Origin of the sequence: Pseudomonas sp. NPDC086112 (assembly GCF_044746425.1) — a bacterium.
GTDB lineage: Bacteria > Pseudomonadota > Gammaproteobacteria > Pseudomonadales > Pseudomonadaceae > Aquipseudomonas.
The window spans coordinates 22,946-44,745 of record NZ_JBIVCD010000022.1 but is presented as its reverse complement, the minus strand read 5'-3'; the positions used below and the strand labels follow the sequence as shown (position 1 = coordinate 44,745).

General features: G+C 60.0%; 20 protein-coding genes. 12 read left to right on the top strand and 8 right to left on the bottom strand.

What is annotated here, in order from left to right:
- The first annotated feature begins 13 nt into the window (after positions 1-13).
- The 6 genes from hrpA (at position 14) to ACIPLA_RS16635 (ending at position 9,219) form a co-directional block, all read left to right on the top strand.
- Positions 14-3,925 carry an ATP-dependent RNA helicase HrpA gene (gene hrpA, locus ACIPLA_RS16660; protein WP_401174282.1) on the top strand — a complete coding sequence of 1,304 codons (3,912 nt, stop codon included), beginning with the start codon at positions 14-16 and terminating at the stop codon, positions 3,923-3,925.
- 315 nt (positions 3,926-4,240) lie between these two features.
- Positions 4,241-5,362, top strand: coding sequence for a beta-ketoacyl-ACP synthase III (locus ACIPLA_RS16655; RefSeq protein WP_401174279.1), 1,122 nt, complete (start codon positions 4,241-4,243; stop codon positions 5,360-5,362).
- 162 nt (positions 5,363-5,524) lie between these two features.
- Positions 5,525-6,139 (top strand): RNA polymerase sigma factor, encoded by a 615-nt coding sequence (locus ACIPLA_RS16650; RefSeq protein ID WP_401174276.1) that lies wholly within the window; start codon positions 5,525-5,527, stop codon positions 6,137-6,139.
- Entirely contained in the window at positions 6,133-6,369 is a 237-nt protein-coding gene (locus ACIPLA_RS16645; protein ID WP_123501124.1) for an anti-sigma factor, read from the top strand. Before ACIPLA_RS16650 ends, ACIPLA_RS16645 begins: the two co-directional genes overlap by 7 nt.
- A gap of 232 nt (positions 6,370-6,601) precedes the next feature.
- Entirely contained in the window at positions 6,602-7,945 is a 1,344-nt protein-coding gene (locus ACIPLA_RS16640; RefSeq protein ID WP_401174272.1) for an OprO/OprP family phosphate-selective porin, read from the top strand.
- 149 nt (positions 7,946-8,094) lie between these two features.
- Positions 8,095-9,219 carry a GNAT family N-acetyltransferase gene (locus ACIPLA_RS16635; RefSeq protein WP_401174269.1) on the top strand — a complete coding sequence of 375 codons (1,125 nt, stop codon included), beginning with the start codon at positions 8,095-8,097 and terminating at the stop codon, positions 9,217-9,219.
- Positions 9,220-9,239: 20 nt separating this feature from the next.
- On the opposite strand, the gene aqpZ is transcribed toward ACIPLA_RS16635, so the two are convergent.
- The 3 genes from aqpZ to ACIPLA_RS16620 form a co-directional block, all read right to left on the bottom strand.
- Positions 9,240-9,938: an aquaporin Z gene (aqpZ, locus tag ACIPLA_RS16630; protein WP_192344394.1), complete on the bottom strand. Its 699-nt coding sequence runs from the start codon at positions 9,936-9,938 to the stop codon at positions 9,240-9,242.
- A 279-nt stretch (positions 9,939-10,217) separates the two neighbouring features.
- Positions 10,218-10,823 carry a pyridoxamine 5'-phosphate oxidase family protein gene (locus tag ACIPLA_RS16625; protein WP_401174266.1) on the bottom strand — a complete coding sequence of 202 codons (606 nt, stop codon included), beginning with the start codon at positions 10,821-10,823 and terminating at the stop codon, positions 10,218-10,220.
- An 18-nt stretch (positions 10,824-10,841) separates the two neighbouring features.
- Positions 10,842-11,327 carry a GNAT family N-acetyltransferase gene (locus ACIPLA_RS16620; protein ID WP_218398113.1) on the bottom strand — a complete coding sequence of 162 codons (486 nt, stop codon included), beginning with the start codon at positions 11,325-11,327 and terminating at the stop codon, positions 10,842-10,844.
- Between the two features lie 141 nt (positions 11,328-11,468).
- Between ACIPLA_RS16620 and ACIPLA_RS16615 the strand changes: the two genes are divergently transcribed.
- The 3 genes from ACIPLA_RS16615 (at position 11,469) to ACIPLA_RS16605 (ending at position 13,664) form a co-directional block, all read left to right on the top strand.
- Positions 11,469-11,894 carry a nuclear transport factor 2 family protein gene (locus tag ACIPLA_RS16615; protein WP_218398111.1) on the top strand — a complete coding sequence of 142 codons (426 nt, stop codon included), beginning with the start codon at positions 11,469-11,471 and terminating at the stop codon, positions 11,892-11,894.
- Between the two features lie 113 nt (positions 11,895-12,007).
- Complete coding sequence (locus ACIPLA_RS16610) at positions 12,008-12,352, top strand: YciI family protein (protein WP_192344398.1); 345 nt, start codon at positions 12,008-12,010, stop codon at positions 12,350-12,352.
- 76 nt (positions 12,353-12,428) lie between these two features.
- On the top strand, positions 12,429-13,664 hold the full coding sequence (locus tag ACIPLA_RS16605) for an RNA polymerase sigma factor (protein ID WP_401174261.1): 1,236 nt from the start codon (positions 12,429-12,431) through the stop codon (positions 13,662-13,664).
- A 123-nt stretch (positions 13,665-13,787) separates the two neighbouring features.
- Here the strand turns inward: ACIPLA_RS16605 and ACIPLA_RS16600 are convergent, their stop codons facing one another.
- Positions 13,788-14,642: a LysR family transcriptional regulator gene (locus ACIPLA_RS16600; protein WP_401174258.1), complete on the bottom strand. Its 855-nt coding sequence runs from the start codon at positions 14,640-14,642 to the stop codon at positions 13,788-13,790.
- An 89-nt stretch (positions 14,643-14,731) separates the two neighbouring features.
- On the opposite strand from ACIPLA_RS16600, the gene ACIPLA_RS16595 reads away from it, so the two are divergent.
- Complete coding sequence (locus ACIPLA_RS16595) at positions 14,732-15,169, top strand: multidrug/biocide efflux PACE transporter (RefSeq protein WP_218398105.1); 438 nt, start codon at positions 14,732-14,734, stop codon at positions 15,167-15,169.
- Between the two features lie 43 nt (positions 15,170-15,212).
- Here ACIPLA_RS16595 and ACIPLA_RS16590 read toward each other — a convergent pair whose 3' ends face one another.
- Positions 15,213-15,971, bottom strand: a complete 759-nt coding sequence (locus ACIPLA_RS16590) for an SDR family NAD(P)-dependent oxidoreductase (protein ID WP_218398103.1) — start codon at positions 15,969-15,971, stop codon at positions 15,213-15,215.
- A gap of 120 nt (positions 15,972-16,091) precedes the next feature.
- On the opposite strand from ACIPLA_RS16590, the gene ACIPLA_RS16585 reads away from it, so the two are divergent.
- Positions 16,092-16,988, top strand: a complete 897-nt coding sequence (locus ACIPLA_RS16585; RefSeq protein WP_218398101.1) for a LysR family transcriptional regulator — start codon at positions 16,092-16,094, stop codon at positions 16,986-16,988.
- Positions 16,989-17,111: 123 nt separating this feature from the next.
- Here the strand turns inward: ACIPLA_RS16585 and ACIPLA_RS16580 are convergent, their stop codons facing one another.
- Complete coding sequence (locus tag ACIPLA_RS16580; RefSeq protein ID WP_008071907.1) at positions 17,112-18,134, bottom strand: transporter; 1,023 nt, start codon at positions 18,132-18,134, stop codon at positions 17,112-17,114.
- A 275-nt stretch (positions 18,135-18,409) separates the two neighbouring features.
- On the opposite strand from ACIPLA_RS16580, the gene ACIPLA_RS16575 reads away from it, so the two are divergent.
- Positions 18,410-20,035, top strand: a complete 1,626-nt coding sequence (locus ACIPLA_RS16575; RefSeq protein WP_218398099.1) for a methyl-accepting chemotaxis protein — start codon at positions 18,410-18,412, stop codon at positions 20,033-20,035.
- Between the two features lie 86 nt (positions 20,036-20,121).
- On the opposite strand, the gene ACIPLA_RS16570 is transcribed toward ACIPLA_RS16575, so the two are convergent.
- Together ACIPLA_RS16570 and ACIPLA_RS16565 are read right to left on the bottom strand one after the other, a co-directional pair.
- Positions 20,122-21,297 carry an ATP-binding protein gene (locus tag ACIPLA_RS16570; RefSeq protein WP_401174251.1) on the bottom strand — a complete coding sequence of 392 codons (1,176 nt, stop codon included), beginning with the start codon at positions 21,295-21,297 and terminating at the stop codon, positions 20,122-20,124.
- Positions 21,298-21,456: 159 nt separating this feature from the next.
- Positions 21,457-21,762, bottom strand: a complete 306-nt coding sequence (locus ACIPLA_RS16565) for a PepSY domain-containing protein (protein ID WP_123495750.1) — start codon at positions 21,760-21,762, stop codon at positions 21,457-21,459.
- Between the last annotated feature and the right edge of the window lie 38 nt (positions 21,763-21,800).

The window sequence follows — 21,800 nt, the reverse complement described above, 5'->3', positions numbered from 1 at the left end:
TTTTGCGTACCTGATGACTGACGAATCGCCTTCAATCGACAAACTGCTGAAAAACCTCGATCACGCCATGCTCGCCGACCGCCACCGGCTGCGGCGGCAGTTGCTGGAGCTGCGCAAGAAACCTGACGAGGCCAAACTGGCCCAGTGGGTGACGCGCACGCAGGCGTCTTGCGATCAGGTGTTGGCGCGGCGCGCCAGCCTGCCGGTGATTCGTTACGATGACAGCCTGCCAATCGCCGCCAAGCGCGACGAAATCAAAGCGGCGCTGCTCAAGCATCAGGTGCTGATCATTGCCGGCGAAACCGGGTCGGGTAAAACCACCCAGTTGCCGAAAATCTGCCTGGAAATCGGTCGCGGCCAGCACGGCCTGATCGGCCACACCCAGCCCCGTCGAATCGCCGCCCGCAGTGTGGCGAGCCGGGTCGCTGAAGAGTTGGCGACGCCGTTGGGCGCGCTGGTCGGCTATCAGGTGCGGTTCGAGGATCAGAGCGATTCCAACACCCTGATCAAACTGATGACCGACGGCATCCTGCTGGCGGAAACCCAGAACGACCGCTACCTCGAACGCTACGACACGATCATCGTCGACGAAGCGCACGAACGGAGCCTGAACATCGACTTCCTGCTCGGTTACCTGAAAACCCTGCTGCCGCGTCGTCCAGATCTGAAAGTCATCATCACCTCGGCCACCATCGACCTGGAGCGTTTCTCCAAGCATTTCGACGATGCGCCAATCGTCGAAGTCTCCGGTCGCACCTTTCCGGTAGAGACCTGGTACCGCCCGCTGACCCTGGAGCAGGACGAGGAGGGCAACCGCGTCGAGGATGACCTGACCGTGGATCAGGCGATTCTCGCCACCCTAGACGAAATTGCCGCGTTCGAACGCAGTGAGCGCAAGAGTCCCGGCGATGTGCTGGTATTCCTGCCCGGCGAGCGCGAGATTCGCGATGCGGCGGACATGCTGCGCAAGGCCCAGCTCAAACACACCGAGATTCTGCCGTTGTACGCGCGGCTGTCGCCGGCCGAGCAGCAGCGGATTTTCCAGTCCCACCCTGGGCGTCGCGTGGTATTGGCGACCAACGTCGCCGAAACCTCGCTGACGGTGCCGGGCATCCGTTACGTGATCGACAGCGGCACCGCGCGCATCAGCCGTTACAGCTACCGCGCCAAGGTTCAGCGCCTGCCCATCGAAGCGATTTCCCAGGCCAGCGCCAACCAGCGTAAAGGCCGTTGCGGGCGGGTCGAACCGGGTATTTGCATCCGCCTCTACAGCGAAGAAGATTTCATCGGCCGCCCGGAATTTACCGACCCGGAAATCCTGCGGACCAACCTCGCGGCGGTGATTTTGCAGATGCTCCATCTGCGCCTCGGCGAGATCACCGATTTCCCGTTTATCGAGCCGCCGGATGGCAAGGCCATCAGCGACGGTTTCAACCTGCTGCAAGAACTCTCGGCGGTGGACCGCAACAGTCAGCTGACGCCGCTTGGTCGCCAACTGGCTCGGTTGCCGGTGGACCCGCGCATGGGCCGCATGCTGCTGGAAGCGGCGAAACTGGGCAGCTTGCAGGAAGTGCTGATCGTCGCCAGCGCCATGTCGATTCAGGACCCGCGCGAACGTCCGCCAGAGCGCCAACAAGCGGCGGATCAGGCTCACGCGCAGTGGAAAGACGTGGACTCGGACTTCGCCGGGCTGGTCAATCTGTGGCGTGGTTTTGAAGAACAACGCCTGGCCCTGACGACCAGCCCGCTGCGCAATTGGTGCCGCAAGAACTTCCTGAATTACCTGCGCCTGCGCGAGTGGCGCGACTCCCATCGGCAGTTGAGTCTGATCTGCCGCGACATGCAGTTGAGCCTCAACAAAGAGCCGGCGGATTACCCGAAACTGCACAAAGCCGTGCTCTCGGGGCTGCTCAGCCAGATCGGTCAGAAAACCGATGAAGGCGATTACCTCGGTGCCCGTCAGCGGCGCTTCTGGATTCACCCGTCGTCGGGCCTTGGCAAGAAGCGTCCGCAATGGCTGATGACCGCCGAACTGGTGGAAACCACCAAACTCTACGCGCGGATGGTCGCCAAGATCGACGCCGACTGGATCGAGCCGCTGGCCGGGCACCTGATCAAGAAAAACCACTTCGAACCCCATTGGGAGAAGAAGCGCGGTCAGGTCGTGGCCTTCGAGCAAATCACCCTGTTCGGGCTGATCGTGGTCGGGCGCCGGCCGGTGCATTACGGGCCGATCGATCCGGTGGTGTCTCGTGAATTTTTTATTCGCGAAGGTCTGGTGCGCGGCGAGATTCAATCCAAAGCCAAATGTCTGACGGCCAACCAGAAATTGCTGGAACAGTTGGATGAACTGGAAGCCAAGGCGCGCCGCCGCGACATCCTCGCCGACGAAGAAACCTTGTTCGCCTTCTACGATGCGCGACTGCCAGCAGAGATTCACCAGACCGCGACCTTCGACAGTTGGTACCGGGTCAACAGTCAGAAAGACCCGCAGCTGCTGATCATGCGCGAAGAAGACGTGCTGGCCCGCGAAGCCAGTGAAGTCACCGCCGCGCATTACCCGGACACCCTGCACATCGGTGATCTGGAACTGGCGCTGAGTTATCACTTTGAACCCAACCATCCTCGCGACGGCGTGACCTTGCGCGTGCCGGCGCCGCTGTTGCCGATGCTGCCGCCGGAACGACTGGAATGGCTGGTGCCGGGCGTGATCGAGGCCAAGTGCATTGCGCTGGTGCGCAACCTGCCTAAAGCGTTGCGCAAGAATTTCGTGCCGGTGCCGGACTTCGTCAAAGCCGCATTGCAGCGCATGACTTTCGCCGAGGGCTCGTTGCCTCAAGCGCTGGGCCGTGAACTGTTGCGCATGACCGGTGCGCGGGTCAGCGATGAAGCCTGGGCCGAAGCGTCGCAACAGGTCGACAGTCATTTGCGGATGAACCTGGAAATCGTCGACGGTCAGGGCAAGTTCCTCGGCGAAGGCCGTGACCTGGCCGAGCTGACCGCACGCTTTGCCGAGGCGAGCCAGGCTGCGTTGGCTGTACCGCAAACGGCGAAGAGCCAACAGCCGGTGGAGCCGAAAGTCTTCGCCGCCGTGGCCGAAAAAACCCAGCAGAAAATCGCCGGGCTATCGATGACGGTGTATCCGGCGCTGGTGGAAGAGGGCGGCACAGTCAAGGAAGGTCGATTCTCGACCCCGGCCGAAGCCGAGTTCCAGCATCGCCGGGCCTTGCAGCGCTTGCTGATGCAGCAATTGGCGGAACCGGCGAAGTTCCTGCGCGGCAAGTTGCCGGGGCTGACCGAGTTGGGCCTGATGTACCGCGACATGGGGCGAGTCGACAGCCTGGTGGAAGACATTCTGCTGGCCAGTCTCGACAGCTGCATTCTTGAGGGCGAAGACCCGTTGCCACGGGATGGCGCCGGGCTGGCGTCGCTGGCCGAGCGCAAACGTGGCGGCTGGACCGAGCACGCCGAAAGGCTGGCGAAGCTGACGCTGGAGATTCTCAAGCTCTGGCACGGCCTGCAAAAACGCTTCAAGGGCAAGATCGACCTGGCGCAAGCCGTGGCTTTGAACGACATCAAGCAGCAGCTCAGCCATCTGGTGTATCCGGGGTTCGTCCGGGAAACCCCGATGCAGTGGCTCAGGGAATTGCCGCGTTATCTGAAAGCGGTCGAGCAGCGCTTCGAGAAAATCGGCGCTCAGGTGCAGAGGGACCGGGTCTGGAGCGGAGAATTGTCCGGCCTCTGGGCCCAATACCAGACCCGCGCCAACAAACACGCCCAGGAAGGCAAACGCGATCCGCAGCTGGAACTCTATCGCTGGTGGTTGGAGGAATACCGGGTCTCGCTGTTCGCGCAGCAATTGGGGACCAAGGTGCCGATCTCCGACAAGCGCCTGAACAAGCAATGGAGCCAGGTCGAACCATAACCGTGAACCGCTTTTCGTAGGAGCCAGGCTTGCCGGCGAAGGCGTCCTCATGAACGCCTTCGCCGGCAAGCCTGGCTCCTACAGGTAATTCGTTGCCTCTGCGGCAGGCGTTTGTTCTTGCAAAAGGCGCCAAAAGCCAGCGTTTATGGCAAACTTCGCGCCTATAAACGCCAGCCCCGCGGTTTTGAGCCTCCACGGGCCCGGGCGGATCGGAATAAAGCGATACCAGGTTTGCGTCCTGACCTGGAATAGACCCTTTGTGTGTTGGTACGTCGGTGCCAGCGCTTTCTGCCTGAACGGATTAGAGAAACGACCATGCATAACGTCGTCATCAGCGGCACCGGCCTGTACACCCCGGCCAACAGCATTTCCAATGAAGAGCTGGTGCAGTCTTTCAACGCTTACGTCGCGCAGTTCAACGCCGACAACGCCGACGCCATCGCGCGCGGCGAAGTCGAGGCATTGACCGAATCCAACGCGGCGTTTATCGAAAAAGCCTCCGGCATCAAAAGCCGCTTTGTCATGGACAAGGACGGCATTCTCGATCCGCAGCGCATGGCACCACGCCTGCCAGAACGTTCCAACGACGAGTGGTCGGTGCTTTGCCAGATGGCCATCGGCGCGGCCGAACAAGCCTTGCAGCGTGCCGGCAAGACCGCCGCCGACATCGACGGTGTGATCGTCGCCTGCTCCAACCTGCAACGCGCCTACCCGGCCATCGCCATCGAAGTCCAGGAAGCGCTGGGCATCCAGGGTTTCGGTTTCGACATGAACGTCGCCTGTTCCTCGGCGACCTTCGGCATCCAGGCTGCGGCCAACAGCGTGCAACTGGGCCAGGCCCGGGCGATCCTGATGGTCAACCCTGAAGTCTGTACCGGTCACCTGAATTTCCGCGACCGCGACAGCCACTTCATCTTCGGCGACGCCGCCACCGCAGTGATTATCGAACGTGCGGATCTCGCGACGTCCAACTACCAGTTCGACGTGGTCAGCACCAAACTGCTGACCAAGTTCTCCAACAACATCCGCAACAACTTCGGCTTCCTCAACCGCGCTGCGGAAGAGGGCATCGGTGCCCCCGACAAACTGTTCGTCCAGGAAGGCCGCAAGGTGTTCCGCGATGTCTGCCCGATGGTCGCCGAGCTGATCGCCACGCACCTGGAAGAAAACCAGCTCAACGTCAGCGACGTGAAGCGCTTCTGGCTGCACCAGGCCAACCTCAGCATGAACCACCTGATCGTCAAGAAGCTGCTGGGCCGCGAAGCCACCGAAGAAGAAGCCCCGGTGATTCTCGACACCTATGCCAACACCAGTTCTGCCGGTTCGGTGATTTCGTTTCACAAGAATCAGGACGATCTGGTCAGCGGTTCGCTGGCGGTACTCAGCTCGTTCGGCGCCGGCTACTCGATCGGCAGCGTGATTCTGCGCAAGCGCTGAGTGCGCCTGATTGTGGCGAGGGGGCTTGCCCCGCTTTTCGTAGGAGCCAGGCTTGCCGGCGAAGGCGTTCTTAAGGACGCCTTCGCCGGCAAGCCTGGCTCCTACACTGGCGGTGGGGCAAGCCCCTCGCCACAATACCGATGGTTCTGAAACGAGGTTTGCATGGCCGCAGCTGACGACACCCTACTACTCGAACGCCTGCTGGCGGGCGAGCAGAGGGCTTTCAAGGAACTGGTCAGCACCTACCAGAGCGCCATGCGCGCGGTGGCCTATGCCATCGTCGGCAACCGACACGCCGACGAAGTGGTACAGGATGCCTGGCTGTCGGTGGTGCGCAATCTCGGCGGGTTCGAGGGGCGTTCGAGCCTCAAGACCTGGCTGCTGACCATCACCGCCAATTCGGCCAAGAGCCGCTACAAGCAGAACCGCCGGGAAGTGCTGCTCGATGACCTGCCATCGCCTCACGGCACCCTCGATGACGATCGTTTTTCATCCACTGATGGTCATTGGCTGGTGGCGCCGTACGCCTGGCATCAGGACACGCCAGAGGCCCTGTTGACCGAAAACGAGTTGCGCGAATGTCTGGAGCACACGCTGCTCAGCCTGTCGGAACTGCAAAGCAGTGTTTTGCTGTTGCGTGAGCGACAGGGGCTGGAGTTGGAGGAGATCTGTAATCTTCTGGAGATCTCGCTCTCCAATGTTCGTGTGCTGCTGCATCGGGCACGGTTGAAGGTCTTTGCGACCGTGGAGCATTTTGAGGAAACCGGCGAATGTTGACCTGCAAGGAACAAGTGGCGCGCTCCAGTGATTATCTCGATGGCCAACTGAGTTTTCGAGAACGGCTGATGATGCGACATCATTTGATGTTTTGCCCCAATTGCCGACGGTTCATTCGGCAGATGCGGTTGATGCAGGCCACCTTGAAAGTGATGCCCGAGCCGCCTGTACCTGATCTGGATGCGCTGGCTGAACGGCTTGCCAACGAACATCTGAAGAACAAACCGTAGTTTTTCCGCCCGTAACATACCCCTTCAGCCGCTCTAGCTTACGGCTTGCAGCTCATCCCTTGGCGCTGCTTTTCTGTTATTTCGATTCGAAGTAAAAAAGTTCCCCTGTCATAAAATCTTTATCTATCAGCAACCCGGCTGAAATACCCCGCCTCCAAGATTCCCTCCCAACACAAGCGGGCCAGACCCGCGTGTTTCCAAGCTACAGACCACCAATTAGGGGAACTCTTCGATGATCCGTAAGCACTTCGCCGGTTTTGCCGCCAGCGCATTGGCCATGGCAGTAACCGCCCAGGCTTTCGCTGGCACCGTCACCACTGACGGCGCCGATATCGTAGTCAAAACCAAGGGCGGCCTCGAAGTCGCCACCACCGATAAAGAATTCAGCTTCAAACTCGGCGGTCGCTTGCAGGCTGACTACAGCCAGTTCGATGGTGTCTACACCAAAAACGGCGATACCGCTGACGCGGCCTACATCCGTCGTGGCTTCCTGGAACTGTCCGGTGTGCTGTACACAGATTGGGCTTACACCATCAACTACGACTTCTCCCACAACAGCGGTGATTCCGATAACGGTTACTTCGACGAAGCGTCGTTGGCCTACAACGGCTTCAAACCGGTCTCGATCAAAGTCGGTCGTTTCGACCCGGATTTCGGCCTGGAAAAAGCCACCAGCTCCAAGTGGGTCACTGCGCCAGAACGCAACATGGCGTACGACATGGTCGATTGGGCGAACAGCCACCAGAATGGTCTGGGCCTGCAAGCCTCCAGCACCTTCGCTGATTCGTTCTACGCTTCCGCCGGCGTGTTCAGCAAAGACACCGACGATACCGATGGCAACAGCGTTAAACAGGTCAACGGCCGCTTTGTATTCGCGCCGATGCATGACGCCGGCAACGTGCTGCACTTCGGCGTGAACGTGGCGTCCCGTGATGTCTCCGACACGGCCTTCGATTCGCGTTATCGCACCCGCATGGGCATGCGTGGCGTTGAAACCCTCGGCGGCAACGATGCCGGTACCAACGGCAACCGTCCGGTGCTGGGCGGCAGTTCCACTTCGGCTGCCGGCTCCTATGACCGTGATGACGCTTACGGCCTGGAAGCCGCATTCGCCATGGGCCCGGCCTCGATCCAGGGTGAATACATCGCCCGCAAAACCAAGGCCGATGCCAGCAACCTTGAAGACATCAAAGGTCACGGTTTCTACGTTCAGGGTGCCTACACCCTCACCGGCGAAGCCCGTGGCTATAAAGTTGGCAAGTTCGACGCGATCAAGCCAGCCAACAAATCCATCGGCGCCTGGGAGCTGTTCTATCGTTACGACAGCCTGACCGTCGAAGACGACAACATCACCACTGCCAGCCTGACCCGCGATGTCGGCGATGCCGAAGCCCAAGTGCATACCCTGGGCGTCAACTGGTACGCCAACGAAGCGGTGAAAATCACTGGCGCCTACCTCAAGGCCAAGACGGACAACGTGACCAATGCCACGGCAGCCAGCGGCACGACGCCTGCCCGTCGCACCGGTGATGACAGCGGTGACGGCTTCGTGGTCCGCGCTCAATACGTGTTCTAAATTGCAGTAAACGCTGTAAGAGCTCTTTCTTCATCCGTTAAAGCTCCTCTCGTTTTAACCCCGCCTTGGCGGGGTTTTTTTGTTTCGGGTTAGGCAATCAGATAAGCGATACTCGTCCCATCTGTAGAAAATGATGGTCGGGGATACTAATGCCGCTGCAACGTCTGGAAAGTCTGTCCGAAATCGCGCCACACACCTGGGACGCGCTGGTACCGGAAACTCAGCCGTTTCTGCGCCATGCCTTTCTGAGTGCGTTGGAAGACAGCGCCAGCCTCGGCCCGCATTCCGGCTGGCAGCCCGAGCATTTGCTGCATGTCGAAGGCGATCGTCTGATCGCCGCGCTGCCCAGTTACCGCAAATGGCATTCCTACGGCGAGTACGTGTTCGACCATGCATGGGCCGAAGCCTGTGAGCGTGCCGGCATCGACTACTACCCCAAACTGTTGACGGCGGTGCCGTTCAGCCCGGTCAGCGGGCCGCGATTGCTGGCGGCGACGATTGAGGACGGTTTCGAACTCCTGCAGAGCCTGCCGGGTTACCTTGAGATCGAAGGGCTCTCCAGCGCCCATATCAACTTCACCGATCCATTCACCGACGCGGCATTGGCCGAACAGCCAGGCTGGTTGCAGCGCATTGGCTGTCAGTACCACTGGCAGAATCGTGGTTATCGGGATTTTCAGGACTTCCTCGACGCCCTCAGTTCGCGCAAGCGCAAGCAAATGCGCAAGGAGCGTGAGCAAGTGGCGGGGCAGGGTATCGACTTCGAATGGCTGGAAGGACGGCAACTGGATCAGGCACAGTGGGACTTTGTGTATGCCTGCTACGCCAATACCTACGCGGTGCGTCGGCAAACGCCGTATCTGACCCGGGAATTTTTCAGTCTATTGGCCGAGCGCATGCCGGAATCGATTCGTGTGGTGCTGGCTAAACAGGGCTCACGACCGGTGGCCATGGCCTTCAGTCTGGTCGGGGGCGACAGCTTTTACGGTCGTTACTGGGGCTGCCTCGCGGAGTTCGATCGTCTGCATTTCGAGACTTGTTTCTATCAAGGCATGGATTACGCGATTGCCAACGGCTTTCAGCGTTTTGACGCTGGCGCTCAGGGCGAGCACAAGTTGATTCGTGGCTTTGAACCGGTGATCACCCATTCCTGGCATTACCTGCGACACCCAGGCTTGAAGGCGGCGGTGAAAGACTTCCTTGAGCGTGAGCGGGTCGGGGTCATGGGGTATGCGGAAGAGGCGAAGACTGCCTTGCCTTACCGGCAAGGCTGATCTTCGCGTTATGCCCCTTGTCAGCTGTCTTCTTTACCCAGCCAGCGATACATCACACCGCCGATGACGGCACCCAGAATCGGCGCCAGCCAGAACAGCCACAGTTGTTGAATCGCCCAACCGCCGACAATCAGCGCCGGGCCCGTACTGCGGGCCGGGTTTACCGAGGTGTTGGTGACCGGAATCGAGATCAGGTGGATCAGGGTCAGCGCCAGGCCGATGGCGATGGGCGCCAGCCCGGCCGGGGCGCGTTTATCGGTGGCGCCGAGAATGATCAGGATGAACATGGCGGTCATCACCAGTTCACTGACAAACCCCGCCGCCATCGAGTAGCCGCCGGGCGAGTGTTCGCCGTAGCCATTGGATGCAAGGCCGCTGGCCAGTTCGAAGCCAGGTTTGCCGCTGGCGATGAAGTACAGCAGAGCCGCTGCGATGATCCCGCCAATCACTTGGGCGATGATGTAGGCGGGCAGTTCTTTGGCAGGGAATCGTCCGCCGACCACCAGCCCGACCGAAACCGCAGGGTTGAGATGACAGCCCGAAATGTGGCCAATAGCGAAGGCCATCGTCAGCACCGTCAAACCGAATGCCAGGGACACCCCCAGCAAACCGATCCCCACGTCTGGAAACGCCGCCGCCAGGACCGCACTGCCGCAACCCCCCAACACCAGCCAGAACGTACCTACTAATTCTGTAGCCGAACGTTTGAACAAAGACATAGCGAGTTTCCCTGTCGAGATAACACTGTCGTTGTGCATCCAGCAGATGGACTACAGAACCATCTCCAGTACCTTGGCTGAGTACAGCAGGGTTTTAACGAAATTCCAGTGACCATAAAAACCGCCGGAGCCTGTGTCTAAAGGGTTGTGGCGGTTATCGCAGGTCTAATGTGGGAGCGGGCTTGCTCGCGAAGGCGGTCTGTCACCAACATTGATGTTGAATGTGATGGCCCTTTCGCGAGCAAGCCCGCTCCCACATTGAATGGTGGTGTCAGGTGATCAGTAGAGACTGTCCCGCACTCTCGCCGGTGCTTCCCGGTCATACGCTTCGGCATCGAACTGTCCATCGTTCAGGCGCTTGTGAAACGCCCCGGCGGTCGGCAGCGCAGAGCGTTCGAGGTGTTTGTGCGGGTTCCACAGATCCGAACGCACAATCGCTTTCGAGCAGTGGAAATACGCCGCTTGCACCGTCACCAGCATCACCGTGCGCGCCGGTTTGCCATTGACTGCAAAACTCTCCAGCAACTCGCGCTCGGCGCTGATCTGCGCTGTGCCGTTGACCCGCAGTGTCTCGCCGATCCCCGGGATGATGAACAGCAGCGATACCCGCGAATCGAGCACGACATTGCGCAGCGTGTCGATGCGGTTGTTGCCCGGTCGATCCGGAATCGCCAGCATGCGCTCATCGATAATCCGCACGAAACCCGGCGTATCGCCACGCGGCGAACCGTCCATGCCGTCGGGGCCGACCGAGCTGATTATCACCAGTGGCGAGGCGCGGACCATCGCCTGATAGTCCTCGTTCAGAAACGGGATCTGCTTACGCACCGCGCGGTCATGGGGCAGGCCGTAGATCGCTTCCAGCGCTTCGATTGAATTCAACATCGTTCATCCCTCTACGAATCAGAAAATCAGCCCCATCCGCCGTTCATAACCGATCCGGCCTTTGTACGCTTCGCCGCTGTCGACAAAGCCATATTTGGCATACAGCGCGATGGCCGACTCATTGTCTGCATCCACCGACAACTCCAGCCCTTTGATTTCCGGCCAGGCCTGGCGCGCAACCTCGGGCAGGGCTTGCAGGCAGGCTTTGCCATAGCCTTTGCCCTGGGCGCGGCGATCGACTTGCAGGGCGTGCAAGGTAGCGCTGTGTTCGTCGGCCCAGGCCGGCAGCACCGGCGGGCGCTTGAGCAGCAGGAAGGCTACCGGAACATCCTCCACCAGCAGCGCGAAGCCTTTGACGCCAGGGCCAGGCTTGGACAGCAAAGTATGCAACGCACCATGAATGTCGCCGGAGAATTTGATTTGTTCGGCGTGGATTTCGATCGCCTCGACCTGTTCACGCTGCAGGGCGTTCAGGCTTTCGTAAGGCACGAGTCGGGCTGTCACTGGAGTGTCCTTTTTCCAACGGAAATGAGCCTCGGATTCTAGCGAATTTGCTCCCATGGATTATTTTTATTTCGGTTGTCGATTTGGCTGTTCGCCAGACGACTAAGGGTGTCTTCAACAAAAAAACCACGGAGAACCATCATGAATGCTCGGACACAAATTCATAACCTGATCGAGAACTATCGTCAGGCGGTCATCGCCAAGGACGTGGAAAAGGTCATGGACCTGTACGCCGACGACATCGTCTCCTTCGACGCGGTCAAAGCCCTGCAATTCAAGGGCAAGGCGGCCTACCGTGCGCATTGGCAGGAATGCATGGAGATGTGCCCTGGCCCGCATATTTTCGAGTTCCACGAGATCGACATTGTGCCGTCGCAGGAGATCGCTTTCGCGCACTGGCTGGCGCATTGCGGCGGCACCAATGAAAAGGGTGAAACCCAGGCCTGCTGGATGCGCGTCACCGCGTGCTACCGCCAGGAAGCGGGGCTATGGCAGATCGTTCACGAACACTGGTCGGCACCGTTCGACATGACGAGCGGCGCGGTGCTGTTCAATCTGGAACCTTGATAGTCGGTCCGATTCGCCGGGCTGTTTATCGGAAAGCAGCGCCAAAGCGCCCATCTGCAGCCATAGTTGATCCGTTCGATCAGGGCACAGTCCCCAAGAAATGGAGAGCCCCCATGAAGTATTTATGCCTGGTCTACAGCAACGAGCACGAGTTGCACTCGCTGCCCGAAAGCCCCAATGACGCTGAGTGCATGGCCTACGCCGAGTCGATCCAGGGCAGTGGGCGGATGCTCGCCGCCGAAGCGCTGGAGTCGGTGCAGACCGCGACCACCGTGCGCATGCGCAACGGCAAGATGTCGATCACCGATGGCCCGTTCGCTGAAACCAAGGAGCAATTGGCTGGCTTCTATTTGATCGATGCCAAGGACCTCAATGAAGCCCTCCAGGTCGCCGGCAACATCCCGGCGGCCCGGGTCGGCTGTGTCGAGGTGCGGCCCGTTCGCCAGCTCAATCCCTGAATAACCAGCACAACAGGAGTTCTTTCATGCGTCTGCCACCCCTGCAACGAATGCCCGTCGAAGGTATGCCGTACTGATGCCTGGCGAGTCGGTACAGGCGCGAGTCGAGCAGGTCTACCGCGAAGATTCGCGGCGGATTCTGGCGACTTTGATCCGTCTGCTCGGAGATTTCGACCTCGCCGAAGAAGCGCTGCACGAGGCGTTCTTCGTCGCGGTCGAGCGCTGGCAGCGTGACGGTGTGCCGGACAATCCGCGCACCTGGCTGGTGTCCACCGGGCGCTTCAAGGCCATCGATGTGTTGCGCCGGCGTGCGCGTTTTAATGCGTCCCGGCCGATGTTGATCGCTCAACTGGAAGCGCTGGAGCAGGCTGACTGGAGTGATGAAGATGTGGAAGACGATCGCCTGCGGCTGATCTTCACCTGTTGTCACCCGGCACTGGCGGCGGACGCTCAAGTGCCGTTGACCCTGCGCGAAGTCTGTGACCTGACCACCGAAGAAATCGCCCGGGCCTTTCTCTCGGCGCCGGCCACCATCGCCCAACGCATCGTGCGGGCCAAGGCGAAGATTCGTGACGCGAAAATCCCTTATCAGGTGCCCACCCTGACGGAACTGCCCGAGCGTCTCGACAGCGTACTGCGGGTGATTTACCTGGTGTTCAACGAAGGCTACTCGGCGTCTATCGGCAACGAATTGACCCGCGAAGACCTGACGCGTGAAGCGATTCGTCTCGGTCGGTTGTTGATGGAATTGCTCCCCGAACCGGAGGTGATGGGGCTGCTGGCGCTGATGCTGTTGCATGAGTCCCGACGCCCGGCCAGGACCTCATCGAGCGGTGAACTGATTGTGCTGGATGAACAGGATCGCTCGTTGTGGGACGCCGAGCTGATTGCCGAAGGCTGTGCATTGGTGGAACGGGCGCTGACAACGCGGCGCTTCGGGCCTTATTGTCTGCAAGCGGCGATTGCGGCGGTACATGCCGAAGCGCTCACGGCCGCGCAGACAGACTGGCCGCAGATTGTCGGTCTGTATGACGTGCTGCTGCGGGCCGTGCCGTCACCGGTGATCGAACTCAACCGCGCGGCGGCGCTGGCCAAGCGCGATGGGCCATTGGCGGGGTTGATGCTGATCGAAGGGATTCTGGCGCGGGGCGAATTGCTGGATTACCACCTGGCGCATTCGGCGCGGGCCGAGTTTTACCGGCAGTTGGGGAGGGTGGAAGAGGCGCGAGCGGCTTATGAGCGGTCGCTGGAATTGACGCAGCAAGTGCCGGAGCGACGGTTTATTGAGGGGCGGCTGCGGGCGTTGGAGTGATGTGATCTTGCTGGCCCCTTCGCGGGCAAGCCTCGCTCCTACAGGATTGAGTTGATCACACCTCTGCGATTCGACCCGAATCTGTAGGAGCGAGGCTTGCCCGCGAAGGGGCCCGCAAGACCTTCACTCCAACATCTTGCCAAGCAACCAACTCCCCGCCGGCCCCGGCGGATGCAGGCGTGACCACAGGGCATCGACGTACACCGCTTTCGGCCAGCCGCGCACATTCAGTTCCATCAATGACCCGGCCCCGAACCGCCCCACCAACCACCGAGGCAACGGTGCCCAGCCGAACCCGCCCTGGGCCATTTCCAGCAACATCAGGTAACTCGGTGCCGACCAGACACGCCCCTTCGCCCGGTTTTCATACGGATTGACGATCGTCGCCAGACGCAGCTCGCGGTGCTGTTGCAGCACGTCCTGATCGATGTCGTTCAGTTTCGCCAACGGGTGAGCGTGGGACACGAACAGGGCGATTTCCGTGCGCTCGTCCACCGTCGAACTGACCAGGTCTGGTGGGTAACTGTCCTGCATCTCGGCGAAGGCAACATGCGCTCGGCCGCGTTGCACCAGTGCCACCAGGTCATCGCATTCGGCGATCAGGCATTCCAATTCCAGGTCTGGATAGCGCTGCTCAAAAGCACTGAGCGCCGCTTCAAAACGGTCGGACTGGTAAGTGTCGGAAATCGCCACGGTCAGCTTCGGCTCGACGCCTTGGGACAGTTGGCTGGCGGTCATTTCCAGACGGCTGGTGGCGGCCAGAATCTCTTCGGCCCGCTGCAACATGACGTGCCCGGCTGGGGTGAGGCTCGGCTTGCGGCTGCTGCGGTCGAACAGGGTAAGGTTCAGGTCGATTTCCAGGCTGGCCACGGCGGCGCTGATGGTCGACTGACTGCGGCCGAGCTTGCGCGCCGCAGCAGAAAACGAGCCTTGAGTCGCCGCCTGGACAAACGCCAGCAGCACTTCGTGGGAAGCCATTAACTATCGCCTTGATCGATGGTTATTGGTTATGAAGTATCGGTGTGATCACGGATCATGGCAACCATAGTCACTCAGGGAGCCTGGCCATGAACGCCAACAAATCCATCACTGAACGAATTTTCCAAGCCATCGGTTTCGAACTGCTGGCGATATTGATCTGTACTCCGCTGCTGGCCTGGATCATGGACAAGCCCATGCTGGAAATGGGCGCGGTCACCATGGCCATTGCAGCCCTTGCGCTGGCCTGGAACGTGGTCTTCAACGGCCTGTTCGACCGGTTGCTCAAACGCTTTGCGATTGTGCATAACGCTTGGGTGCGTGTGGTCCATGCGCTGTTGTTCGAAGGCGGCCTGGTCGCGTTCGGCGTGCCGTTGATTGCCTGGTGGCTGAAGGTCAGCCTGTGGCAGGCGTTCCTGCTGGATATCGGTGTGCTGCTGTTTTTCCTGCCATACACCTACGTCTATCACTGGGGCTACGACGTGGTGCGTGAGCGGTTGATGGTGCGCAGGGCTTTGGAAGGGTAAAAGCAAAGATCGCAGCCTGGGGCTGCGATCTTTTGATCTTTGCTTACAGAAACATCCCCCCCGAAGCCTCGACGCGCTGCCCGTTGATCCACTGGCCACCCGGCGCCAACAGCAACGCAATCGCGCCCCCGATATCGTCAGGTTTACCTACACGACCCAACGCTGTATTGCCGGCGACGTAGCTGTTCACGTCGTTATTATCGCGCACTGTCCCACCGCCGAAATCGGTTTCGATGGCGCCCGGTGCCAGCGTATTCACCGCAATATTGCGCGCACCGAGTTCCTTGGCCTGGTAGCGCGTCAGCACTTCCATCGCGCCCTTCATCGCCGCGTAGGCGCCATAACCCGGCAGGCTGAAGCGGGTCAGGCCGCTGGAAATATTGATGATGCGCCCACCGTCAGCCATCAACGGCAGCAGGCTTTGAGTGAGGAAAAACGGTCCCTTCAAATGGACGTTCATCAACAAGTCGAACTGCGCCACCGTGGTGTCGACGAAGTTCGCGTGAATGCCGACGCCTGCGTTGTTGATCAGGAAATCGAAATGCTGGCGGTCGAAGTGTTCGCGCAACACCTCTCCAACCCGGGTGCTGAAATCGGCGAAGTGTTCACTCTGGCCGACGTCGAGTTGCAGCATGGCGGCGCGGCCACCAAGTTTTTCTATCTCCGCGACCAGTGCCTGCGCATCGCCAGCCTGGCTGTTGTAGGTGCCGATGATGTCGATGCCTTGCGCTGCCAGATGCAGGGCGGTGCTTTTGCCAAGACCGCGGCTGGCGCCGGTGATCAATGCGATTTTACGGTTCATGGGATGTCCTCAGAGCAGTGAGTGATGATGTGGAGAAAGTTTATTTATCCGCCTCATGGTGATAAACAGGCTGGAATCGGAATCACTGGTCGGTTAATCCGAACAATAGAAGGTCGGCCCATGAACAAACTGGAACTGCTGCGCACCTTCGTTCGCGTCAGCGAAATGTCGAGTTTTACCCTGGCGGGTGAAAGCCTGGGCTTGCCCAGGTCCACGGTGTCCGAGCACGTCCAGGCCCTGGAAACGCTACTGGGCACGCGTCTGCTGCAGCGCACCACGCGCAAGGTTCAGGCGACGCAGGACGGTCTGGTGTTGTACGAGCGCAGCAAGGATTTGCTCTCGCACATGGACGAAATCGAAGGGCTGTTTCGCCAGGACGAGGCCTCGCTCGTCGGGCGGATTCGTATCGACATGCCCAACATCCTCGCCCGTCGGGTGGTCATGCCGCGTCTGCCCGAATTCATGGCGCAGCACCCCCATCTGGAGCTCGAAATCAGCAGCACCGATCGCCGGGTCGATTTACTCAGCGAAGGGTTTGACTGTGTGGTGCGGGTCGGTGCGCAACCGGATCAATCGGTAGTCGCGCGCCACTTGTGCGACTTCGCCATGGTCAACTGCGCCAGCCCCGCCTATTTGCAGCGCTATGGCGTGCCCGAACGACTCGAAGACCTGGCACAGCATCGGCTGGTCCATTACGTTGGTGTATTGGGCGCGCGGTCGGAAGGTTTTCTGTACGAAGAGGAGGGCAAGCTGCATCGCCTGCCGATGGCGGGCAGCATCACGGTGAACAACACCGACGGTTATGAGTCGGCGTGCCTGGGAGGTTTCGGCTTGATCCAGGCGCCAATGATGGGTATGCGGCCCTATTTGCAAAGCGGCGAACTGATGGCGGTGCTACCGCAGTTCAATGCACCGTCCATGGAAGTCTCGCTGCTCTATGCCCGACAACGGCATTTACCGTTGCGGGTCAGAGCGTTCATGGACTGGCTGGGTCAAGTCATCCAATCCACAACCTGACCCGCCTTTGTAGGAGCGAGGCTTGCCCGCGAAGAACGATAACGCGGTCGTTCGGGTAGACCGCAGCGCATTCTTCGCGGGCAAGCCTCGCTCCTACAGGGGCGGTGGTGGTCATGGCAGTGATCAATAATCCTGCCGCTTGCGAAACGCCCAGCGCCCGGCAATCAGGGTAAACGTCGCGACCAGTGCCACCAGAATCCAGAACCCCTCCGGATCACCGGAAAGCGGCACGCCGCCGACGTTCATGCCGAAGAAGCCGGCGATGATGTTGATCGGCAGCGCCAGCACCGTGACCACGGTCAGGGTGAACAGGGTGCGGTTGCTCTGTTCGTTGAGGTTGGCGGCGATCTCTTCTTGCAACAGCTTGATCCGTTCACCGAGGGCCGTGAGGTCGTTGATGATCAGCGCAAACTCCTCGGTGGACTTGCGCAGCTCCTTGACGTCCTCCTTCTGCAACCATTGCGGCGGGCGATTGAGCAGGCGCAGCAACGACCCTGGTTCCAGCGCCAGCAACCGTTGCAGGCGCACCAGCACCCGGCGGTTGGCGCCCAGTTCAGCGCGGTTGGTGGACAGGCGCGAAGACAGCAGCTCATCTTCGATCTGATCGACGCTGAGGCTGGTTTTGCGCACGATCTGCGTTAGCACTTCGCCCTGATCGCGCAACAAATGCACCAGCAGCTCCAGCGGTGAGCGAAAGCATTCACCGGCCTTCACCGAAGAACGCAGCTTGTCCACCGAGTGCAGCGGTTGCAGGCGTGCGCTGACGATCAGCCGACTGCGAGCGCAGACCCACAGCGTCGAGACATCCGAGGAGACCATGCTGCTGAGGTTGAACACCACGTCGTTGACCACCGCCAGCAACGCCGAATCGACATGCTCGATGCGCGTCGAGCGAGAACCTTCGTGGAGTGCTTCGAAAAATTCATCGGGCAATGCCAGATGACTTTTCATCCAGCGCTCGCAGGCGGCATGGGCCAGATTCAGGTGCAGCCAGAGGAATTCATCACTGTCGTCCGGTTGTTGCAGGCAGTGCAGCGCCTTGGCCGAGTCGATCTCCCGGCCACGCTCACCAGGGCGAAAACTGAAACCGTAAAGCAGGCCGAACAGGTCGGAATCGCGATGGCGCTGGTCGATGCTGTGGTTCATGAGGTCTCGCTGCGAGGAAGCGCCTGTCGCGGGTTTCACAGGTTCACTTGAGCCTCATCATCGCAACGCAACTTGAAGGTTTTGTGACGGTTGGACAGCGCCGCAAATCTACCTTCTACCGGTCGTCGGAGAGCGCTCAAGAAAGCCTCTGGCGCGCCGATGAGGCTGATGTTGATCTTCCGATTCTGGTGGTGAACCAGTGTCGCTGACAGGGATGTCCAGACATCTTGCATACCCCTTGGGCGTGCCTTTTCCCTGTCATGAGATATCACTCGATGTTTTTGCAAAAATCCCTGAGAGCGCAAATCCTCGCCCTGTTGAGCGGCAGCCTGTTGGCGATGTTGCTGATCGCCTTGTCCTGCTTTCACTTCCTGTCCAATGGCGTTCAGAACTACGCGAACCTGATTGAAGGTCCGTTGCACACCTCGCAATTGATCGATGAAGCCAACCTGCAATTCAAGGTGCAGGTTCAGGAGTGGAAGAACGTTCTGCTGCGTGGCAAGGAACCTGCGAACCTGGACAAATACTGGAAGCAGTTCGAGGACCGCCAGCGCGACGTGCAGGATATCCTCGGTGAACTGGCCGGGCAGAAAGGCATCGAGCCGCAACTCAAGACCCGCATCGAACGCCTGCGTGAAGAGCATCGTGTATTAGGTGCGGCCTATCAGAAGGGCCGTGATGCCTACGTGGCGGCCGGTGCCGACCCAACAGCCGGCGACAACGCGGTCAAGGGCGTGGACCGTGCAGCCAGTGAGCAGATGAGCGAGTTGGTCAGTGAGTTGCGCAAGCAGGGAACCGAGCAATCGAAGCTGATCAGCGCCAGCGCCGATCAGACGGTGTGGTTGGGGATCATCGTGATGCTGGTGTCGGGCCTGCTGATTGGCCTGTTGAGCCTGTGGCTGGTCAACCGCAACCTGGTGGAGCCGATCCGCAAACTGATCGACTACGTGGCGCAGCTCAGCCAAGGGCGCTTCGCCGAGCGCGTGGCCAGCACCCGTCAGGACGAGTTGGGCAACCTGGCCAAAGCCGCCAACACCTTGCGCGATTTCCTCGCCGAAACCTTCAGCCGTTTGCAGCGCAGTGCGACGGATCTGGACAGCGCCAGCGGCGAGTTGAACTCGATTGCCGGCCTCATGGCCAGTGGCACCAACGAGCAATTCAACCGCACCGATCAGGTGGCCACGGCGATGAATGAAATGTCCGCCACCGCGCAAGAAGTCGCGCGTCACGCAGCCGACGCGGCACGTGCGGCCGATGACGCCGACCAGTCCGCCCAGCAGGGCGAAAAAGTCATGCAGGGCACCATCCACACCATCACCCAAATGCGCGGCGAAATCGCCAACACCGCCACGGTCATCCGTCGTCTGGAAGCCGACAGCGGGCGCATCGGTAAAGTGCTGGAAGTGATTCGCGGCATCGCCGAACAGACCAACCTGCTGGCGCTCAACGCCGCCATCGAAGCGGCCCGTGCCGGTGAAGCCGGGCGTGGTTTTGCGGTGGTCGCCGATGAAGTACGCAGCCTGGCCCAGCGCACGGCGGCGTCGATCATCGAGATCAACCAGATCATTCAAACCGTGCAAACCGGCGCAGTGGACGCGGCCCAGGCGATCGAAAGCGGTCAGTCGCGCAGCGAAGAAAGCGTCGAGCAAGTGACCCAGGCCGGCGCCATGCTCGAGCGCATCACCCATGCCGTGGAAGCCATTCGCGACATGAACCGCCAGATCGCCACCGCCGCTGAAGAACAGACTTCAGTGGCCGAAGACATTTCGCGCAACCTCACCGAAATCACCAGCATCGCCAGTACCAACCTGGACAACGTGCAGCGCACCGAAGCGGCCAGCCACAATCTGCATGGCTTGTCGGGGCAATTGAATGAAGTGACAGCGCGGTTGAGCGCCTAGTGAAATGGGCTGTGTATCGGTTCGGTCACCGAGTCGGTACACAGTCACTCTCAAGTTCGTGCCGTGCCCGTCGATCACGGATTTGCTTAAGCCCGTGAGGGCAAGCTGAAGGTGAACGTCGTGCCCTGTTGCTCGGTCGATTGCACCTCCAGTTTCCCGCCATGGGACTGCGCAATCTGACTGGCAATGTACAACCCCAACCCGAGGCCGACCTGCGGTGTGCCGCCGGCTGGTTTCGAGTAGGGCAGGAACAGATGCGGCAGCGCATCTTCGGCAATCAGCCCCTGGTTCTTAACGCTCAACACAAAGTGTCCATCGTCGACCTGCGCACTGACCTCGACCGGGTTATCGGGAGTTCCGTGGACAACGGCGTTCGCCACCAGATTGGATAGCAATTGCGCCACCCGTTCGCGATCGCAATGGATATTGCTCAGGTCGCCAATCGACGACTGAATGATGCGTTTAGGGTGAATGCTCTGGATCTCGGAAATCACGTGCCGCAACGCATCTCCCAGGTCTGGGCATGGCTCGATGTTCACCGGGATGCCTCGGCCCAATGACCCCCGGGCAAAGTCCAGCACATCGTCCACCAGTTTGGTTGCCCGTCGGGCGCTGGTGAGGATGTGTCGGGCGCGCTGCTCATTCGCGGGGTCGGAAAGTTTACGCAGGAGCATTTCGGCACCGGCGCTGATGGCGAACAAGGGGTTACGCAGATCATGACCAAGCACGGCGATGAATTGTTCGCGCAGTTCGGCGGTTTGGCGTTCCTTGACCTGCGCCGCTTCGGTCTGTTGCAGGGTTTCTTCTGCTTCTATTTGCAGCGCGAGCATTCGGGCGAACGATTCCATGGTACTCAGGATCGTGCTGGACTTGAGCGGCGCAGGGTTGGGATCAAGGGCGCAAATGGTGCCGAAAAAGCGCCCGTCGGTGCGCAAAATCGGCACGGCAATGTAGCTTTCGAATTGATAGGTGCGGGGCGTGGGGTTATCGCGGTAGAGCGGGTCTTCACTGGCCTTGTCGATGACCACCGAGTGGCCCTGGCGGATTTCGTGGCACAGGGTGGAAACCAGGTCCAACTCATCGCCCACCTTCAAACCGAAATCCAGTCGATCAAGCACCGCGCAGGCAGTCCAGGAGTCTTCGGTAACACGGGCCACCGCGGCGAACCGCAAACCGGTCAACTCACTGATCACCTGAAGAATTGCCGGCACCGCGCTGATCCGGCCGATTGTGGCGATGTCTGCTGCCGCTGTTTGCCCCATATCCTTGGTTCTCTACTTCAACATGCCAAATGGTTTTGAGGGATTCTAGCGGGCTTGCGCGAATTGTCGCGGCTTCGTTCGTCGCTTCAGCGAACGGCCTGGCGCCGAACGCAAAAAAGCCGCACGACCCGAAAGTCGTGCGGCTTTTTTGCAGTTGAATCACGTGTCTTGTTTGTTGCTCAGAACCTTGCCGGTAGTGGCATCGAAGTCCACGTCCCACTCGGTGCCGTCAGCCAAGCGCAGTTCAACTTCATATTCGTAACCGTTGAAGTGGTTATCCAGGTCGGTGTCGGTAATCGTGGCACCCGGGTGCAACTTCAAGGCAGCCTGGTTCAGTTCTTCCAGGGGTTTGATCTTGCCACTCTTGACCAACTCGGGGATCTGGTCGACGCGAACGTCAGCCTGGGCCAGGCCAGCGGTGAGGGTCAGGGCAGCAGCGGTGAACAGGGCAGTTAAAGTTTTCATGAAGTTCTTTCCTTGGGTGAACTGTTTAAGTGGGATCA

Bases quoted from the DNA above. Each gene is read 5' to 3' on its own strand.
- ACIPLA_RS16640 (WP_401174272.1), top strand. From the start codon at position 6,602: ATGATCCGTAAGCACTTCGCCGGTTTTGCCGCCAGCGCATTGGCCATG.
- ACIPLA_RS16565 (WP_123495750.1), bottom strand. From the start codon at position 21,762: ATGAAAACTTTAACTGCCCTGTTCACCGCTGCTGCCCTGACCCTCACC.
- ACIPLA_RS16655 (WP_401174279.1), top strand. From the start codon at position 4,241: ATGCATAACGTCGTCATCAGCGGCACCGGCCTGTACACCCCGGCCAAC.
- ACIPLA_RS16595 (WP_218398105.1), top strand. From the start codon at position 14,732: ATGAACGCCAACAAATCCATCACTGAACGAATTTTCCAAGCCATCGGT.
- ACIPLA_RS16605 (WP_401174261.1), top strand. From the start codon at position 12,429: ATGCCTGGCGAGTCGGTACAGGCGCGAGTCGAGCAGGTCTACCGCGAA.
- hrpA (WP_401174282.1), top strand. From the start codon at position 14: ATGACTGACGAATCGCCTTCAATCGACAAACTGCTGAAAAACCTCGAT.
- ACIPLA_RS16590 (WP_218398103.1), bottom strand. From the start codon at position 15,971: ATGAACCGTAAAATCGCATTGATCACCGGCGCCAGCCGCGGTCTTGGC.
- ACIPLA_RS16580 (WP_008071907.1), bottom strand. From the start codon at position 18,134: ATGAACCACAGCATCGACCAGCGCCATCGCGATTCCGACCTGTTCGGC.
- aqpZ (WP_192344394.1), bottom strand. From the start codon at position 9,938: ATGTCTTTGTTCAAACGTTCGGCTACAGAATTAGTAGGTACGTTCTGG.
- ACIPLA_RS16635 (WP_401174269.1), top strand. From the start codon at position 8,095: ATGCCGCTGCAACGTCTGGAAAGTCTGTCCGAAATCGCGCCACACACC.
- ACIPLA_RS16645 (WP_123501124.1), top strand. From the start codon at position 6,133: ATGTTGACCTGCAAGGAACAAGTGGCGCGCTCCAGTGATTATCTCGAT.
- ACIPLA_RS16615 (WP_218398111.1), top strand. From the start codon at position 11,469: ATGAATGCTCGGACACAAATTCATAACCTGATCGAGAACTATCGTCAG.
- ACIPLA_RS16650 (WP_401174276.1), top strand. From the start codon at position 5,525: ATGGCCGCAGCTGACGACACCCTACTACTCGAACGCCTGCTGGCGGGC.
- ACIPLA_RS16600 (WP_401174258.1), bottom strand. From the start codon at position 14,642: ATGGCTTCCCACGAAGTGCTGCTGGCGTTTGTCCAGGCGGCGACTCAA.
- ACIPLA_RS16625 (WP_401174266.1), bottom strand. From the start codon at position 10,823: ATGTTGAATTCAATCGAAGCGCTGGAAGCGATCTACGGCCTGCCCCAT.
- ACIPLA_RS16575 (WP_218398099.1), top strand. From the start codon at position 18,410: ATGTTTTTGCAAAAATCCCTGAGAGCGCAAATCCTCGCCCTGTTGAGC.
- ACIPLA_RS16570 (WP_401174251.1), bottom strand. From the start codon at position 21,297: ATGGGGCAAACAGCGGCAGCAGACATCGCCACAATCGGCCGGATCAGC.
- ACIPLA_RS16610 (WP_192344398.1), top strand. From the start codon at position 12,008: ATGAAGTATTTATGCCTGGTCTACAGCAACGAGCACGAGTTGCACTCG.
- ACIPLA_RS16585 (WP_218398101.1), top strand. From the start codon at position 16,092: ATGAACAAACTGGAACTGCTGCGCACCTTCGTTCGCGTCAGCGAAATG.